Origin of the sequence: Klebsiella sp. C239 (assembly GCF_048822715.1) — a bacterium.
Taxonomy (GTDB): Bacteria; Pseudomonadota; Gammaproteobacteria; order Enterobacterales; family Enterobacteriaceae; genus Klebsiella; species Klebsiella quasipneumoniae.
The window spans coordinates 17,463-34,137 of sequence record NZ_JBMEZK010000020.1 but is presented as its reverse complement, the minus strand read 5'-3'; the positions used below and the strand labels follow the sequence as shown (position 1 = coordinate 34,137).

At 53.8% G+C, this 16,675-nt stretch carries 12 protein-coding genes; 9 read left to right on the top strand and 3 right to left on the bottom strand.

The features are described 5' to 3' along the window. The first annotated feature begins 380 nt into the window (after positions 1 to 380). The 9 genes from secE to dcuB all read left to right on the top strand — a co-directional run bounded on the left by secE (position 381) and on the right by dcuB (position 14,214). Positions 381 to 764 carry a preprotein translocase subunit SecE gene (gene secE, locus ACOI6Z_RS26380; RefSeq protein ID WP_002883772.1) on the top strand — a complete coding sequence of 128 codons (384 nt, stop codon included), beginning with the start codon at positions 381 to 383 and terminating at the stop codon, positions 762 to 764. Between the two features lies 1 nt (position 765). Continuing rightward, the gene (nusG, locus tag ACOI6Z_RS26375; protein ID WP_001287521.1) at positions 766 to 1,311 is read left to right on the top strand and encodes a transcription termination/antitermination protein NusG; all 546 of its coding nucleotides are present in this window, start codon (positions 766 to 768) and stop codon (positions 1,309 to 1,311) included. A 156-nt stretch (positions 1,312 to 1,467) separates the two neighbouring features. After that, positions 1,468 to 1,896 (top strand): 50S ribosomal protein L11, encoded by a 429-nt coding sequence (gene rplK, locus ACOI6Z_RS26370; RefSeq protein ID WP_002884034.1) that lies wholly within the window; start codon positions 1,468 to 1,470, stop codon positions 1,894 to 1,896. A 3-nt stretch (positions 1,897 to 1,899) separates the two neighbouring features. Beyond that, a complete protein-coding gene (rplA, locus tag ACOI6Z_RS26365; protein WP_002884036.1) occupies positions 1,900 to 2,604 on the top strand; it encodes a 50S ribosomal protein L1 in 705 nt (234 codons plus the stop codon). A 289-nt stretch (positions 2,605 to 2,893) separates the two neighbouring features. Next, complete coding sequence (gene rplJ / locus ACOI6Z_RS26360) at positions 2,894 to 3,391, top strand: 50S ribosomal protein L10 (protein ID WP_001207203.1); 498 nt, start codon at positions 2,894 to 2,896, stop codon at positions 3,389 to 3,391. Positions 3,392 to 3,457: 66 nt separating this feature from the next. Beyond that, entirely contained in the window at positions 3,458 to 3,823 is a 366-nt protein-coding gene (rplL, locus tag ACOI6Z_RS26355; protein ID WP_002884142.1) for a 50S ribosomal protein L7/L12, read from the top strand. A 324-nt stretch (positions 3,824 to 4,147) separates the two neighbouring features. Next, complete coding sequence (gene rpoB / locus ACOI6Z_RS26350; protein ID WP_004206758.1) at positions 4,148 to 8,176, top strand: DNA-directed RNA polymerase subunit beta; 4,029 nt, start codon at positions 4,148 to 4,150, stop codon at positions 8,174 to 8,176. A 76-nt stretch (positions 8,177 to 8,252) separates the two neighbouring features. Continuing rightward, a complete protein-coding gene (gene rpoC / locus ACOI6Z_RS26345; RefSeq protein ID WP_065813242.1) occupies positions 8,253 to 12,476 on the top strand; it encodes a DNA-directed RNA polymerase subunit beta' in 4,224 nt (1,407 codons plus the stop codon). 397 nt (positions 12,477 to 12,873) lie between these two features. Next, positions 12,874 to 14,214, top strand: a complete 1,341-nt coding sequence (gene dcuB, locus ACOI6Z_RS26340) for an anaerobic C4-dicarboxylate transporter DcuB (protein ID WP_032454532.1) — start codon at positions 12,874 to 12,876, stop codon at positions 14,212 to 14,214. Between the two features lie 43 nt (positions 14,215 to 14,257). Here dcuB and ACOI6Z_RS26335 read toward each other — a convergent pair whose 3' ends face one another. The 3 genes from ACOI6Z_RS26335 to ACOI6Z_RS26325 all read right to left on the bottom strand — a co-directional run bounded on the left by ACOI6Z_RS26335 (position 14,258) and on the right by ACOI6Z_RS26325 (position 16,589). Then, a complete protein-coding gene (locus ACOI6Z_RS26335; protein WP_004206755.1) occupies positions 14,258 to 14,575 on the bottom strand; it encodes a PTS lactose/cellobiose transporter subunit IIA in 318 nt (105 codons plus the stop codon). Positions 14,576 to 14,578: 3 nt separating this feature from the next. After that, positions 14,579 to 14,884, bottom strand: a complete 306-nt coding sequence (locus ACOI6Z_RS26330) for a PTS sugar transporter subunit IIB (protein ID WP_002884150.1) — start codon at positions 14,882 to 14,884, stop codon at positions 14,579 to 14,581. Positions 14,885 to 15,056: 172 nt separating this feature from the next. Further along, a complete protein-coding gene (locus ACOI6Z_RS26325; RefSeq protein WP_017901111.1) occupies positions 15,057 to 16,589 on the bottom strand; it encodes a sensor domain-containing diguanylate cyclase in 1,533 nt (510 codons plus the stop codon). Positions 16,590 to 16,675 lie beyond the last annotated feature (86 nt).

Sequence of the window (16,675 nt, the reverse complement as noted above, 5' to 3'; positions counted from 1 at the left end):
TCGTACCGTTGGCGCGGGCGTGGTTGCTAAAGTTCTCGGCTAATCGCTGATAACATTTGACGCAATGCGCAATAAAAGGGCATCATTTGATGCCCTTTTTGCACGCTTTCACACCAGAACCTGGCTCATCAGTGATTTTATTTGTCATAATCATTGCTGAGACAGGCTCTGAAGAGGGCGTTTATACACCAAACCATTCGAGCGGTAGTGCGACGGCAAATCAGTATCCTTCTTTGCAACAGCAGGGCAGGGGCGACAGAACCGTCAGCGTTGAAGCAATTTGAATAGTTAAGTGTATAATCCGAAACTTAATTTCGGTTTGGATCGCCTCGCCCCCGCGGGGTGAAATTGTTTGTAGAATACTTCTGACAGGTTGGTTTATGAGTGCGAATACCGAAGCTCAAGGGAGCGGGCGCGGCCTGGAAGCGATGAAGTGGATTATCGTTGCCGTGCTGCTGATCGTGGCGATCGTGGGCAACTTCCTTTATCGCGACATTATGCTGGCGGTGCGTGCGCTGGCCGTGGTTATTCTTATTGCTGCTGCCGGTGGCGTCGCGCTGTTGACGACGAAAGGTAAGGCGACCGTTGCTTTTGCTCGCGAAGCGAGAACCGAAGTTCGTAAAGTGATTTGGCCGACTCGCCAGGAAACGCTGCATACTACGCTGATTGTTGCTGCCGTGACTGCAGTAATGTCACTGATCCTGTGGGGACTGGATGGTATTCTGGTTCGCCTGGTCTCCTTTATCACTGGCCTGAGGTTCTGAGATGTCTGAAGCTCCTAAAAAGCGCTGGTACGTCGTTCAGGCGTTTTCCGGTTTTGAAGGTCGCGTAGCCACGTCGCTGCGTGAACATATCAAATTACACAACATGGAAGAGTTATTTGGCGAAGTCATGGTCCCGACCGAAGAAGTGGTTGAGATCCGTGGCGGCCAGCGTCGCAAAAGCGAACGTAAATTCTTCCCGGGCTACGTTCTGGTCCAGATGGTCATGAACGACGCAAGCTGGCACCTGGTGCGCAGCGTACCGCGCGTGATGGGCTTCATCGGCGGTACCTCTGACCGTCCGGCGCCGATCAGCGACAAAGAAGTCGACGCCATCATGAATCGTCTGCAGCAGGTTGGCGATAAGCCGCGTCCGAAAACGCTGTTTGAACCGGGTGAAATGGTTCGCGTTAACGACGGTCCGTTCGCTGACTTTAACGGCGTGGTGGAAGAAGTGGACTATGAGAAGTCCCGCCTGAAAGTTTCCGTTTCTATCTTCGGTCGTGCGACCCCGGTAGAACTGGACTTCAGCCAAGTTGAGAAGGCGTAAGCCGGCGATCAAAAAAGCAGCGATTTAATCGTTGCATAGGGCGCGAAATTGGCATACAATTTCGCGCCTTTTGTTTTTATGGGCCCGGCCCGTAAAACGATGTTTAATCACGGGGAGCTTCTCTGAAGCGTTAATACCCAATTTGAGGATTTAAGAATGGCTAAGAAAGTCCAAGCCTACGTCAAGCTGCAGGTTGCAGCTGGTATGGCGAACCCGAGCCCGCCGGTCGGCCCAGCACTGGGTCAGCAGGGCGTGAACATCATGGAATTCTGCAAAGCGTTCAACGCCAAAACTGATTCCCTGGAGAAAGGTCTGCCGATCCCGGTTGTTATCACCGTTTACGCTGACCGTTCCTTTACCTTTGTTACCAAGACTCCGCCGGCTGCTGTTCTGCTGAAGAAAGCTGCAGGCATCAAGTCTGGTTCCGGTAAGCCGAACAAAGATAAAGTGGGTAAAATCTCCCGCGCTCAGCTGCAGGAAATCGCGCAGACCAAAGCTGCCGACATGACTGGTGCCGACATTGAAGCGATGACTCGCTCCATCGAAGGTACTGCACGTTCCATGGGCCTGGTAGTGGAGGACTAAGAAATGGCTAAACTGACCAAGCGCATGCGCGTGATCCGTGAGAAAGTTGATGCAACTAAACAGTACGACATCAACGAAGCCATCGCTCTGCTGAAAGAGCTGGCCACCGCTAAATTTACCGAAAGCGTAGACGTTGCCGTTAATCTCGGCATCGACGCGCGTAAATCTGACCAGAACGTCCGTGGCGCAACTGTACTGCCGCACGGTACTGGCCGTTCCGTTCGCGTAGCCGTATTTACCCAGGGCGCAAACGCTGAAGCTGCTAAAGCTGCAGGCGCTGAGCTGGTAGGTATGGAAGATCTGGCTGAGCAGATCAAAAAAGGCGAAATGAACTTTGACGTTGTTATTGCTTCCCCGGATGCAATGCGCGTTGTTGGCCAGCTGGGTCAGGTTCTGGGTCCGCGTGGCCTGATGCCGAACCCGAAAGTGGGTACCGTAACTCCGAACGTTGCTGAAGCGGTTAAAAACGCGAAAGCAGGTCAGGTTCGTTACCGTAACGACAAAAACGGCATCATCCACACCACCATCGGTAAAGTGGACTTTGACGCTGACAAACTGAAAGAAAACCTGGAAGCTCTGCTGGTTGCGCTGAAAAAAGCAAAACCGACTCAGGCGAAAGGCGTGTACATCAAGAAAGTTAGCATCTCCACCACCATGGGTGCAGGTGTTGCAGTAGATCAGGCTGGCCTGAACGCTTCTGCAAACTAATACCTTTACGTGGGCGGCGAATTTGTCTACAATCTTCGCCCACGTTTGCTAACGATGGTTAGCAGGTAACCGAATTGTTCGTTGGAGCCTGGCCTATCCAGGCCTCCGTCGAAGACCGCAGGTGTTTCGCAAGAAACTTAATCCCCTGCGTAGACGGTGACAGAACGCTAAGATTATTTTTGGATATTCTGGCTTGTTTCTGCTCACCGTATTTAGACGCTCTTTTCGTTGAATTGAGTGAAGTGAGTTCCAGGGCATAGGCTCTGGCAAACATCCAGGAGCAAAGCTAATGGCTTTAAATCTTCAAGACAAACAAGCGATTGTTGCTGAAGTCAGCGAAGTAGCCAAAGGCGCGCTGTCTGCAGTAGTTGCGGATTCCCGTGGCGTAACTGTAGATAAAATGACTGAACTGCGTAAAGCAGGTCGTGAAGCTGGCGTATACATGCGTGTTGTTCGTAACACCCTGCTGCGCCGCGTCGTTGAAGGTACTCAGTTCGAGTGCCTGAAAGACACGTTTGTTGGTCCGACCCTGATTGCATACTCTATGGAACACCCGGGCGCTGCTGCTCGTCTGTTCAAAGAGTTCGCGAAAGCGAATGCAAAATTTGAGGTCAAAGCCGCTGCCTTTGAAGGTGAGCTGATCCCGGCGTCGCAGATCGACCGCCTGGCAACTCTGCCGACCTACGAAGAAGCAATTGCACGCCTGATGGCAACCATGAAAGAAGCTTCGGCTGGCAAACTGGTTCGTACTCTGGCTGCTGTACGCGATGCGAAAGAAGCTGCTTAATCGCAGTTATCATTGTAAAGCATTCGCTTACGTATAAACTTATTCTGATATTCAGGAACAATTTAAATGTCTATCACTAAAGATCAAATCATTGAAGCAGTATCCGCTATGTCCGTAATGGACGTTGTTGAGCTGATCTCTGCAATGGAAGAAAAATTCGGTGTTTCCGCTGCTGCTGCTGTAGCTGTAGCTGCTGGCCCGGTTGAAGCTGCTGAAGAAAAAACTGAATTCGACGTAATTCTGAAAGCTGCTGGCGCTAACAAAGTTGCTGTTATCAAAGCAGTACGTGGCGCGACTGGCCTGGGTCTGAAAGAAGCTAAAGACCTGGTAGAATCTGCTCCGGCTGCACTGAAAGAAGGCATCAGCAAAGACGACGCTGAAGCTCTGAAAAAATCTCTGGAAGAAGCTGGCGCTGAAGTTGAAGTTAAATAAGCCAACCCTTCCGGTTGCAGCCTGAGAAATCAGGCTGAGGCTGGTGACTTTTTGGTCACCAGCCTTTTTGCGCTGTAAGGCGCCAGTAGCGTTTCACGCTGTTTGACTACTGGTTTGCCTCTCAATGCTTGTTTCTATCGACGACTTAATATACTGCGACAGGTTAGGGTTCCTGGGCTGTGTAAATCGCAATGAAATGGTTTAAGCGTGATAGCAACAGGCATTGCGGAAAGTGTTCCATTTTCCGGTCAACAAAATAGTGTTGCATAAAAAACTGCCCTCTGCGGGCAGATGGGTCGACTTGTCAGCGAGCTGAGGAACCCTATGGTTTACTCCTATACCGAGAAAAAACGTATTCGTAAGGATTTTGGTAAACGTCCACAAGTTCTGGATGTGCCATATCTCCTTTCTATCCAGCTTGACTCGTTCCAGAAGTTTATCGAGCAAGATCCTGAAGGGCAGTACGGTCTGGAAGCTGCTTTCCGTTCCGTGTTCCCGATTCAGAGCTACAGCGGTAATTCCGAGCTGCAATACGTCAGCTACCGTCTGGGCGAACCGGTTTTTGACGTTAAAGAATGTCAGATCCGTGGCGTGACTTACTCTGCACCGCTGCGCGTAAAACTGCGTCTGGTGATCTACGAGCGCGAAGCGCCGGAAGGCACCGTCAAAGACATTAAAGAACAAGAAGTCTACATGGGCGAAATCCCGCTCATGACCGACAACGGTACCTTCGTCATCAACGGTACCGAGCGTGTTATCGTTTCTCAGCTGCACCGTAGCCCGGGCGTCTTCTTTGACAGTGACAAAGGTAAGACTCACTCATCCGGTAAGGTTCTGTATAACGCACGTATCATCCCTTACCGCGGTTCCTGGCTGGACTTCGAATTCGACCCGAAAGACAACCTGTTCGTTCGTATCGACCGTCGTCGTAAGCTGCCGGCTACCATCATCCTGCGCGCGCTGAATTACACCACTGAGCAGATCCTTGACCTGTTCTTCGAAAAAGTGGTCTTTGAAATTCGCGACAACAAGCTGCAGATGGAGCTGATTCCGGAGCGTCTGCGCGGTGAAACCGCCTCCTTCGATATCGAAGCCAACGGCAAAGTGTACGTTGAGAAAGGCCGTCGCATCACGGCTCGCCATATCCGTCAGCTGGAAAAAGACGATATCAAGCATATCGAAGTGCCGGTTGAATATATCGCGGGCAAAGTGGCGGCTAAAGACTATATCGATGAAGCGACTGGCGAACTGATCTGCCCGGCGAACATGGAGCTGAGCCTGGATCTGCTGGCTAAGCTGAGCCAGTCTGGCCACAAGCGCATCGAAACGCTGTTTACCAACGATCTGGACCACGGTCCATACATCTCTGAAACGGTACGCGTCGACCCGACTAACGATCGTCTGAGCGCGCTGGTAGAAATCTACCGCATGATGCGCCCTGGCGAGCCGCCAACTCGTGAAGCCGCTGAAAGCCTGTTTGAGAACCTGTTCTTCTCCGAAGACCGCTACGATCTGTCCGCGGTTGGTCGTATGAAGTTCAACCGTTCTCTGCTGCGCGACGAAATCGAAGGTTCCGGTATCCTGAGCAAAGACGACATCATCGAAGTGATGAAGAAGCTCATCGATATCCGTAACGGTAAAGGCGAAGTGGACGATATCGACCACCTCGGCAACCGTCGTATCCGTTCCGTTGGCGAAATGGCTGAAAACCAGTTCCGCGTTGGCCTGGTACGTGTAGAACGTGCGGTGAAAGAGCGTCTGTCTCTGGGCGATCTGGATACCCTGATGCCTCAGGATATGATCAACGCCAAGCCGATTTCCGCAGCAGTGAAAGAGTTCTTTGGTTCCAGCCAGCTGTCTCAGTTTATGGACCAGAACAACCCGCTGTCTGAGATCACGCACAAACGTCGTATCTCCGCACTCGGCCCAGGCGGTCTGACCCGTGAGCGCGCAGGCTTCGAAGTTCGAGACGTACACCCGACTCACTACGGTCGCGTATGTCCAATCGAAACGCCTGAAGGTCCGAACATCGGTCTGATCAACTCCCTGTCCGTATACGCGCAGACCAACGAATATGGCTTCCTTGAGACGCCGTATCGTAAAGTGACCGACGGTGTGGTTACCGACGAAATTCACTACCTGTCTGCTATCGAAGAAGGCAACTACGTTATCGCTCAGGCGAACTCCAACCTGGATGAAAACGGCCACTTCGTAGAAGATCTGGTGACCTGCCGTAGCAAAGGCGAATCCAGCTTGTTCAGCCGCGACCAGGTTGACTACATGGACGTATCCACCCAGCAGGTGGTATCCGTCGGTGCGTCCCTGATCCCGTTCCTGGAACACGATGACGCCAACCGTGCATTGATGGGTGCGAACATGCAACGTCAGGCCGTTCCGACTCTGCGCGCTGATAAGCCGCTGGTTGGTACCGGTATGGAACGTGCTGTAGCCGTCGACTCCGGCGTTACTGCCGTTGCTAAGCGCGGCGGTACCGTTCAGTACGTGGATGCTTCCCGTATCGTTATCAAAGTTAACGAAGACGAGATGTACCCGGGCGAAGCGGGTATCGACATCTATAACCTGACCAAATACACCCGTTCTAACCAGAACACCTGCATCAACCAGATGCCTTGCGTGTCCCTGGGCGAACCTATCGAGCGCGGCGACGTGCTGGCCGACGGCCCGTCCACCGACCTCGGTGAGCTGGCGCTGGGTCAGAACATGCGCGTCGCGTTCATGCCGTGGAACGGCTACAACTTCGAAGACTCCATCCTCGTTTCCGAGCGTGTTGTCCAGGAAGACCGTTTCACCACTATCCACATTCAGGAACTGGCGTGCGTGTCCCGTGACACCAAGCTGGGGCCGGAAGAGATCACCGCTGACATCCCGAACGTGGGTGAAGCTGCGCTCTCCAAACTGGATGAGTCCGGTATCGTTTATATCGGTGCGGAAGTGACCGGCGGCGACATTCTGGTTGGTAAGGTTACGCCGAAAGGTGAAACCCAGCTGACGCCGGAAGAGAAACTGCTGCGTGCGATCTTCGGTGAGAAAGCGTCTGACGTTAAAGACTCTTCTCTGCGCGTACCGAACGGTGTCTCTGGTACCGTTATCGACGTTCAGGTCTTTACCCGTGACGGCGTAGAAAAAGATAAACGTGCGCTGGAAATCGAAGAGATGCAGCTGAAGCAGGCCAAAAAAGACCTGTCTGAAGAACTGCAGATCCTCGAAGCCGGTCTGTTCAGTCGTATCTACGCGGTGCTGGTCTCCGGTGGCGTTGAAGCTGAGAAGCTCGATAAACTGCCGCGCGATCGCTGGCTGGAACTGGGCCTGACCGACGAAGAGAAACAAAATCAGCTGGAACAACTGGCTGAGCAGTACGACGAACTGAAACACGAGTTCGAGAAAAAACTCGAAGCGAAACGCCGCAAAATCACCCAAGGAGACGATCTGGCACCGGGCGTGCTGAAGATTGTTAAGGTATACCTGGCCGTTAAACGCCGTATCCAGCCTGGTGACAAGATGGCAGGTCGTCACGGTAACAAGGGTGTTATCTCTAAGATCAACCCGATCGAAGATATGCCGCACGATGCTAACGGTACGCCGGTAGATATCGTCCTGAACCCGCTGGGCGTACCGTCTCGTATGAACATCGGTCAGATCCTGGAAACTCACCTGGGTATGGCTGCGAAAGGCATCGGCGATAAGATCAACGCCATGCTGAAACAGCAGCAGGAAGTCGCGAAACTGCGCGAGTTCATCCAGCGTGCCTACGATCTGGGCGCTGACGTTCGTCAGAAAGTTGACCTGAATACCTTCAGCGATGAAGAAGTTCTGCGTCTGGCTGAAAACCTGCGCAAAGGTATGCCGATCGCAACGCCGGTGTTCGACGGTGCGAAAGAAGCGGAAATTAAAGCGCTGCTGCAGCTGGGCGATCTGCCGACTTCCGGTCAGATCACCCTGTTCGACGGCCGCACCGGTGAGCAGTTCGAGCGTCCGGTAACCGTGGGTTACATGTACATGCTGAAACTGAACCACCTGGTCGACGACAAAATGCACGCGCGTTCCACCGGTTCTTACAGCCTGGTGACTCAGCAGCCGCTGGGTGGTAAGGCGCAGTTCGGTGGTCAGCGCTTCGGTGAGATGGAAGTGTGGGCGCTGGAAGCATACGGCGCAGCCTACACCCTGCAGGAAATGCTCACCGTTAAGTCTGATGACGTGAACGGTCGTACCAAGATGTATAAAAACATCGTGGACGGCAATCACCAGATGGAACCGGGCATGCCGGAATCCTTCAACGTACTGTTGAAAGAAATTCGCTCGCTGGGCATCAACATCGAACTGGAAGACGAGTAATTCTCGCTCAAACAGGTCACTGCTGCCGGGTTAACGCCCGGCAGCGGAATGTGCTAACTCCGACGGGAGCAAATCCGTGAAAGACTTATTAAAGTTTCTGAAAGCGCAAACTAAAACCGAAGAGTTTGATGCGATCAAAATTGCTCTGGCTTCGCCAGACATGATCCGTTCATGGTCTTTCGGTGAAGTTAAAAAGCCGGAAACCATTAACTACCGTACGTTCAAACCTGAGCGTGACGGCCTTTTCTGCGCCCGTATCTTTGGGCCGGTAAAAGACTATGAGTGCCTGTGCGGTAAGTACAAGCGCCTGAAACACCGCGGTGTGATCTGTGAGAAGTGCGGCGTTGAAGTGACCCAGACCAAAGTGCGTCGTGAGCGCATGGGCCACATCGAGCTGGCATGTCCGACTGCGCACATCTGGTTCCTGAAATCCCTGCCGTCCCGTATCGGCCTGCTGCTGGATATGCCGCTGCGCGATATCGAACGTGTACTGTACTTTGAATCCTATGTGGTTATCGAAGGTGGCATGACCAACCTCGAACGCAACCAGATTCTGACCGAAGAACAGTACCTGGACGCGCTGGAAGAGTTCGGTGACGAATTCGACGCGAAGATGGGTGCGGAAGCGATCCAGGCGCTGCTGCGCAATATGGATCTGGAGCAGGAATGCGAGCAGCTGCGTGAAGAGCTGAACGAAACCAACTCCGAAACCAAGCGTAAAAAGCTGACCAAGCGCATCAAGCTGCTGGAAGCCTTCGTACAGTCTGGCAACAAGCCGGAGTGGATGATCCTGACCGTTCTGCCGGTACTGCCGCCAGATCTGCGTCCGCTGGTTCCGCTGGATGGCGGTCGTTTCGCGACGTCTGACCTCAACGATCTGTATCGTCGCGTGATCAACCGTAACAACCGTCTGAAACGTCTGCTGGATCTGGCTGCGCCGGATATCATCGTACGCAACGAAAAACGTATGCTGCAGGAAGCGGTTGACGCCCTGCTGGACAACGGTCGTCGCGGTCGTGCGATCACCGGTTCTAACAAACGTCCTCTGAAATCTTTGGCCGATATGATCAAAGGTAAACAGGGTCGTTTCCGTCAGAACCTGCTCGGTAAGCGTGTTGACTACTCCGGTCGTTCTGTTATCACCGTAGGTCCATACCTGCGTCTGCATCAGTGCGGTCTGCCGAAGAAAATGGCGCTGGAGCTGTTCAAACCGTTCATCTACGGCAAGCTGGAACTGCGTGGCCTGGCCACCACCATCAAAGCCGCTAAGAAGATGGTTGAGCGCGAAGAAGCTGTCGTTTGGGATATCCTGGACGAAGTTATCCGTGAACACCCGGTCCTGCTGAACCGTGCGCCGACCCTGCACCGTCTGGGTATCCAGGCATTCGAACCGGTTCTGATCGAAGGTAAAGCCATCCAGCTGCACCCGCTGGTTTGTGCGGCATACAACGCCGACTTCGATGGTGACCAGATGGCTGTTCACGTACCGCTGACGCTGGAAGCCCAGCTGGAAGCGCGTGCGCTGATGATGTCTACCAACAACATCCTGTCCCCGGCGAACGGCGAACCAATCATCGTTCCGTCTCAGGACGTTGTACTGGGTCTGTACTACATGACCCGTGACAGTGTTAACGCCAAAGGCGAAGGCATGGTGCTGACTGGCCCGAAAGAAGCTGAGCGTATTTATCGCGCCGGCCTGGCCTCTCTGCATGCGCGCGTTAAAGTGCGTATCACTGAATACGAAAAAGACGACAATGGTGAGTTTGTCGCGAAAACCAGCCTGAAAGACACGACCGTTGGCCGTGCCATTCTGTGGATGATCGTACCGAAAGGTCTGCCGTTCTCTATTGTGAACCAGGCGCTTGGTAAGAAAGCGATCTCCAAGATGCTGAACACCTGTTACCGTATTCTGGGCCTGAAACCGACCGTTATTTTCGCGGACCAGACGATGTACACCGGCTTTGCTTACGCAGCGCGTTCAGGTGCATCCGTTGGTATCGATGACATGGTCATCCCGGAGAAAAAATACGAAATCATCAGCGAAGCGGAAGCGGAAGTTGCTGAGATTCAGGAACAGTTCCAGTCCGGTCTGGTGACCGCGGGCGAACGCTACAACAAAGTTATCGATATCTGGGCTGCGGCGAACGATCGTGTATCCAAAGCGATGATGGATAACCTGCAAACCGAAACCGTGATTAACCGTGACGGTCAGGAAGAGCAGCAGGTTTCCTTCAACAGCATCTACATGATGGCCGACTCCGGTGCGCGTGGTTCTGCTGCACAGATTCGTCAGCTGGCCGGTATGCGTGGTCTGATGGCGAAGCCGGATGGCTCCATCATCGAAACGCCGATCACCGCGAACTTCCGTGAAGGTCTGAACGTACTCCAGTACTTCATCTCCACGCACGGTGCGCGTAAAGGTCTGGCGGATACCGCACTGAAAACAGCGAACTCCGGTTACCTGACTCGTCGTCTGGTCGACGTTGCCCAGGACCTGGTCGTCACTGAAGACGACTGCGGCACCCTGGAAGGCATCACTATGACGCCGGTTATCGAAGGTGGCGACGTTAAAGAGCCGCTGCGCGATCGCGTACTGGGTCGTGTGACGGCGGAAGACGTGCTGAAGCCGGGTACTGCGGATATTCTGGTTCCACGCAACACGCTGCTGCACGAGCACTGGTGTGACCTGCTGGAAGCGAACTCCGTTGACTCCGTCAAAGTGCGTTCCGTTGTATCCTGTGACACCGACTTTGGTGTATGTGCGCACTGCTATGGTCGTGACCTGGCGCGTGGCCACATCATCAACAAAGGTGAGGCTATCGGCGTTATCGCGGCACAGTCCATCGGTGAGCCGGGTACACAGCTGACGATGCGTACGTTCCACATCGGTGGTGCGGCATCTCGTGCGGCTGCTGAATCCAGCATCCAGGTGAAAAACAAAGGTAGCATCAAGCTCAGCAACGCGAAGTCGGTTGTGAACTCCAGCGGTAAACTGGTTATCACTTCTCGTAACACCGAGCTGAAGCTGATCGACGAATTCGGTCGTACCAAAGAGAGCTATAAAGTGCCTTACGGTGCGGTTATGGCGAAAGGCGACGGTGAGCAGGTTGCCGGCGGTGAAACCGTCGCAAACTGGGATCCGCACACCATGCCGGTTATCACCGAAGTGAGTGGTTTTATCCGCTTCACTGACATGATCGACGGCCAGACCATTACTCGTCAGACCGACGAGCTGACCGGTCTGTCTTCGCTGGTGGTTCTGGACTCTGCAGAACGTACCGCAGGTGGTAAAGATCTGCGTCCGGCGCTGAAAATCGTTGATGCTCAGGGCAACGACGTTCTGATCCCAGGTACCGATATGCCTGCTCAGTACTTCCTGCCGGGTAAAGCGATTGTTCAGCTGGAAGATGGCGTACAGATCAGCTCTGGTGACACCCTGGCGCGTATTCCGCAGGAATCCGGCGGTACCAAGGACATCACCGGTGGTCTGCCGCGCGTTGCGGACCTGTTCGAAGCACGTCGTCCGAAAGAGCCGGCTATCCTGGCTGAAATCAGCGGTATCATTTCCTTCGGTAAAGAAACCAAAGGGAAACGTCGCCTGGTTATCACCCCGGTAGACGGTAGCGAGCCGTACGAAGAGATGATTCCGAAATGGCGTCAGCTCAACGTGTTCGAAGGTGAACGTGTAGAACGTGGTGACGTAGTTTCCGACGGTCCGGAAGCACCGCACGACATTCTGCGTCTGCGTGGCGTACATGCTGTGACCCGTTACATTGTTAACGAAGTCCAGGACGTATACCGTCTGCAGGGCGTTAAGATTAACGATAAACACATCGAAGTTATCGTTCGTCAGATGCTGCGTAAAGCCACCATCGAAAGCGCAGGCAGCTCCGACTTCCTCGAAGGCGAGCAGGTGGAATACTCCCGCGTCAAGATCGCGAACCGCGAACTGGAAGCGAACGGCAAAGTGGGCGCAACGTTCTCCCGCGATCTGCTGGGTATCACCAAAGCGTCTCTGGCCACCGAGTCCTTCATCTCCGCGGCATCGTTCCAGGAGACCACTCGCGTGCTGACCGAAGCAGCCGTTGCGGGCAAACGCGACGAACTGCGCGGTCTGAAAGAGAACGTCATCGTGGGTCGTCTGATCCCGGCCGGTACCGGTTATGCGTACCACCAGGATCGTATGCGCCGTCGCGCTGCTGGCGAACTGCCGGCGGCACCGCAGGTGAGCGTGGAAGAAGCATCTGCCAACCTGGCAGAGCTGCTCAACGCAGGTCTGGGCGGTTCTGACAACAATTAATCGTTGATGCACTGCTAAAAAGCCGGTCAGGTTTCCTGACCGGCTTTTTTATTGCCTGTTCTCCGCAGTCCCCGTCTTTAATTACATTTACGCCATATCCAGGATGCAATTTTTTAGCAATTAATTCATAAAAAATATCCTTTAGCCTTTCACCTCAAAAACCTTTCTTTATATATGGGTAAAACTTCTACTCATATCAAAAAATAAACAATTTAAAGAGGATATATTCAAAATACCTGATGAATCATGGGATTACTGCTGCTGCTTTATCTCCGGCGCGACGGCCTGGAGAGGGATCGCTGCATCTCATACTTCCCCCAACAAGGCGCAGAAATAATCCCGGCAGGCAGGTAGGGATCATTACTTTAGGTCTGAGTGGACAGGCTCTGGGGGCTGCATGGAATTCGCGATACAACTCATTATTATCTTAATTTGTCTGTTTTATGGTGCCCGAAAAGGCGGTATTGCGCTGGGGCTGCTGGGCGGCATCGGTTTAGTGATCCTCGTCTTTGTTTTTCATCTCCAGCCGGGTAAACCGCCGGTTGATGTGATGCTGGTGATCATTGCGGTGGTGGCCGCCTCGGCGACGCTGCAGGCGTCCGGCGGCCTGGATGTCATGCTGCAGATTGCCGAGAAGCTGCTGCGGCGAAACCCAAAATATGTCTCTATTGTGGCGCCTTTCGTCACCTGCACGCTGACTATCCTCTGCGGTACCGGTCACGTGGTGTATACCATCCTGCCGATTATCTACGATGTGGCGATTAAGAATAACATTCGCCCGGAGCGTCCGATGGCCGCCAGCTCCATTGGCGCCCAGATGGGGATCATCGCCAGCCCGGTCTCGGTGGCGGTGGTCTCGCTGGTGGCGATGCTGGGGAATTTTACCTTTAACGGTAAACATCTCGAGTTTCTCGATCTGCTGGCGATAACCATTCCTTCCACGCTGCTGGGCATTTTAGCCATCGGCATCTTCAGCTGGTTCCGTGGCAAAGATCTGGATAAAGACGAAGCCTTCCAGGCGTTTATTGCGGTACCGGAGAACCGCCATTACGTCTATGGCGATACGGCGACGCTGCTGGATAGAAAGTTGCCCACCAGCAACTGGATAGCGATGTGGATTTTTCTGGCCTCCATCGCTGTGGTGGCGCTGCTCGGCGCCTTCTCTGAACTGCGTCCGACCTTTGACGGTAAACCGCTGTCGATGGTGCTGGTGATCCAGATGTTTATGCTGCTCTCCGGGGCGCTGATCATCATCATTACTAAAACCAACCCGGCATCGATTTCCAAAAATGAGGTCTTTCGTTCGGGAATGATCGCTATCGTCGCGGTGTACGGCATCGCCTGGATGGCGGAGACCATGTTTGGCGCTCACATGACCGAAATTAAAGGGGTGCTCGGGGAGATGGTCAAAGAGTATCCATGGGCCTATGCCATCGTGCTGCTGCTGGTTTCGAAGTTTGTAAACTCGCAGGCGGCAGCGCTGGCGGCGATTGTTCCGGTGGCCCTGGCCATCGGCGTCGACCCGGCCTATATCGTGGCTTCTGCGCCGGCCTGCTATGGCTACTATATTCTGCCGACCTACCCCAGCGATCTGGCGGCGATCCAGTTTGACCGCTCAGGGACCACCCATATTGGCCGCTTTGTGATTAACCACAGCTTTATCCTGCCCGGGCTCATCGGCGTTGGCGTCTCCTGCGTTTTTGGCTGGGTATTCGCTGCGATGTACGGCTTTCTGTAAGCGGGGACGGGCGCCGGCAGCGACGCCCGTTCAATTCGAGAGATTATTGCGCGAGGGGCAGGCGACGGTATAGTTCAATCATATCGGTCGCCAGATCCTGAATGACCATGGCGTTCATCAGATGGTCCTGAGAATGCACGGTGATCAGGTTGACCGGTAACTTACCGCTGCCTTCATCCAGGCCGATAAGCTGGGTCTGAATTTTATGCGCATGTTTGACGAACTCATGGGACTCGGCCATGGCCTGCTCCGCTGCGGCAAAATCGCCTTTCCGCGCCAGCTGTAGCGCCGTCAGCGCCGCGCTGCGCGCGGAACCCGCGTTAACCAGCAGCTCCATGATGATCGTTTCTAAATCTTCCATCGATTACTCCAGCATCTTAAGGGCTTTATCCAGAACGGCATCACCTTTCATCATGCCGTAGTCCATCATATCGATCACGGCGACCTTTTTGCCGAACGGGTCGGCCAGCGCCTGCAGCTTCGCCTGCTCATATTTCACCTGCGGGCCGAGCAGAATAATGTCGGCGGCGGCCAGATTATCTTTAAACTCGGCGACCGGTACGGCCTTGATTGAGACCTCAACACCTTTCTTCTGCGCGGCATCTTGCATACGCTGAACCAGCATGCTGGTAGACATACCGGCGGCACAGCACAAAACGATATTCTTCATAGTCAGTGGCCCTTGTGTTCCGTGATGTCTTATGTTTATCGCGGCCCTGGCGATGCGACAACCGCTTTACCGTGATTGTGTGTAAGTCATCACACAAAAATTGAAACCGGTTTCATTTTTGCCGGAAAAAATAAAAAAGCCCACCGAAGTGGGCGGTTGCGGCGCTAAAGTCCTAGGCGCGCAGGATACGGTTTTTACCCTGCTGTTTGGCTTTGTACAGCGCTTCATCGACGCTCACCACCAGTTTATCCAGCGGCTCCATGTTCCATTCCCCCAGCCCGGCGCTGAAGGTGACCGTCAGGCCATCTTCGCGCCAGGTGCGCCGTTCGACGTTTACCCGCCATGTTTCCAGCAGCGTGCGGGCGTTATCAATATGTTCGGCAGGAAAGACCACCGCGAACTCTTCACCACCATAGCGATAGAGGGATATCTCCAGCGGCTGGAGGACCTGCAGCCCTTCGCGGGCGACGTTACGCAGAACGATATCGCCGTTGAGGTGACCCCAGGTGTCGTTGATCGATTTAAAGTTATCGATATCGACCAGCGCGAGGGCGAACGGCTGATGATCGTTCATCAGCGCGGCAATATCGCTGTCGAAGGCGCGGCGGTTCTTGCAGCCGGTGAGCGCGTCAATGGTCGCCTGGCGGACGTAGGTCAGTTCGCGCTGCTTATTGGTTTCAATGGCTTTACTCAGCATCGCCTCGAGGCGTGGGGCGCGTTTGACGTCGCCGGTTTTAATCGCATTGATGATATTCATCAGCACGGTGCGGGAGGCATGACGCAGATAAAGGCCAAACAGGATGATGATGATCGCCGCGAGGGCGAAACCGCCGATCACTAAATTGGTTTCATGGCGCGTCAGATTAACCAGGGTGGTGTTATCGACACGGAAAATCACAAACCAGTCGGGATTGGTAAAGGAGTAATAGTAATACCAGGTGTCGCTCCCGGGATCGTAAAGCTGTCCCTCGCCGCTGGTCATTTTATCCATCAGCTCATTACTGACGAAGGGTTTAAACAGCGCGCCAGGGTCGGAGTGCAGGACCACTTTGCCATCACGCTGCACCACAAAAAACTCGCCCTGTACGGGGGCGACCATCTGGCGCAGCGCGAATCCCATGGAGGTGAGATCGAGATGAAAGGCCAGGCTGCCCTTGAGTTTCCCCTCCGGGGTGATGATGGGTTTGAAAATGGTAATCGTCGGATGGTGGGTAAAAAAATCCATATATGGGCTGGTGTAGTGGCTGAAGGTGCTGGCTTCCGCCTGTTTGATAAACCAGGGCCGCGTTCTGGGATCGAAAGCCTGACTGTCTTCATTTTCCAGCACCTCCGGGGCGCGCAGATAGTGGCCCTCGGTATCCGCCAGCGAGATGGATGAGACGCTCGGCATCATGTTCTGTAACTGCATCAGCGTCGTTAACCCTTTCTCCGGTTCCACATTGACTGCGCGATTCAGTTCGTCATTGCGTGCAAAGAAGGCGACCGCGCGCCCAAGGATAAAATCATTTTCCCGCAGCAGGGTTTCCGTGTAGTTGATCGCCAGGTTGTGGGTAAAGTTGCGGTTAATGTCGTGATAATCTTCAAGAAAATCTTTTCGCTGCGCCAGGGTGACAAAAATAGCGATCAGCATAAAACTGAGCAAGATGCCGGCAAACCCCACGACGATCGGCGTCGTGAAAGAGAGCTTTCTGTTGTGTAGAGCCATGAATCGTTAATCGTCCCGGATGTATAAACCATGGGTCCGAACGCAGGTTGCGACTGCGACGCCTGCCGATCGAATCAGTTAACTAT

Coding starts and splice junctions, on each gene's coding strand:
- ACOI6Z_RS26335 (WP_004206755.1), bottom strand. CDS start 14,575: ATGGAAGATTTAGAAACGATCATCATGGAGCTGCTGGTTAACGCGGGT.
- rplJ (WP_001207203.1), top strand. CDS start 2,894: ATGGCTTTAAATCTTCAAGACAAACAAGCGATTGTTGCTGAAGTCAGC.
- rplL (WP_002884142.1), top strand. CDS start 3,458: ATGTCTATCACTAAAGATCAAATCATTGAAGCAGTATCCGCTATGTCC.
- rpoB (WP_004206758.1), top strand. CDS start 4,148: ATGGTTTACTCCTATACCGAGAAAAAACGTATTCGTAAGGATTTTGGT.
- dcuB (WP_032454532.1), top strand. CDS start 12,874: ATGGAATTCGCGATACAACTCATTATTATCTTAATTTGTCTGTTTTAT.
- secE (WP_002883772.1), top strand. CDS start 381: ATGAGTGCGAATACCGAAGCTCAAGGGAGCGGGCGCGGCCTGGAAGCG.
- nusG (WP_001287521.1), top strand. CDS start 766: ATGTCTGAAGCTCCTAAAAAGCGCTGGTACGTCGTTCAGGCGTTTTCC.
- ACOI6Z_RS26325 (WP_017901111.1), bottom strand. CDS start 16,589: ATGGCTCTACACAACAGAAAGCTCTCTTTCACGACGCCGATCGTCGTG.
- ACOI6Z_RS26330 (WP_002884150.1), bottom strand. CDS start 14,884: ATGAAGAATATCGTTTTGTGCTGTGCCGCCGGTATGTCTACCAGCATG.
- rplA (WP_002884036.1), top strand. CDS start 1,900: ATGGCTAAACTGACCAAGCGCATGCGCGTGATCCGTGAGAAAGTTGAT.
- rplK (WP_002884034.1), top strand. CDS start 1,468: ATGGCTAAGAAAGTCCAAGCCTACGTCAAGCTGCAGGTTGCAGCTGGT.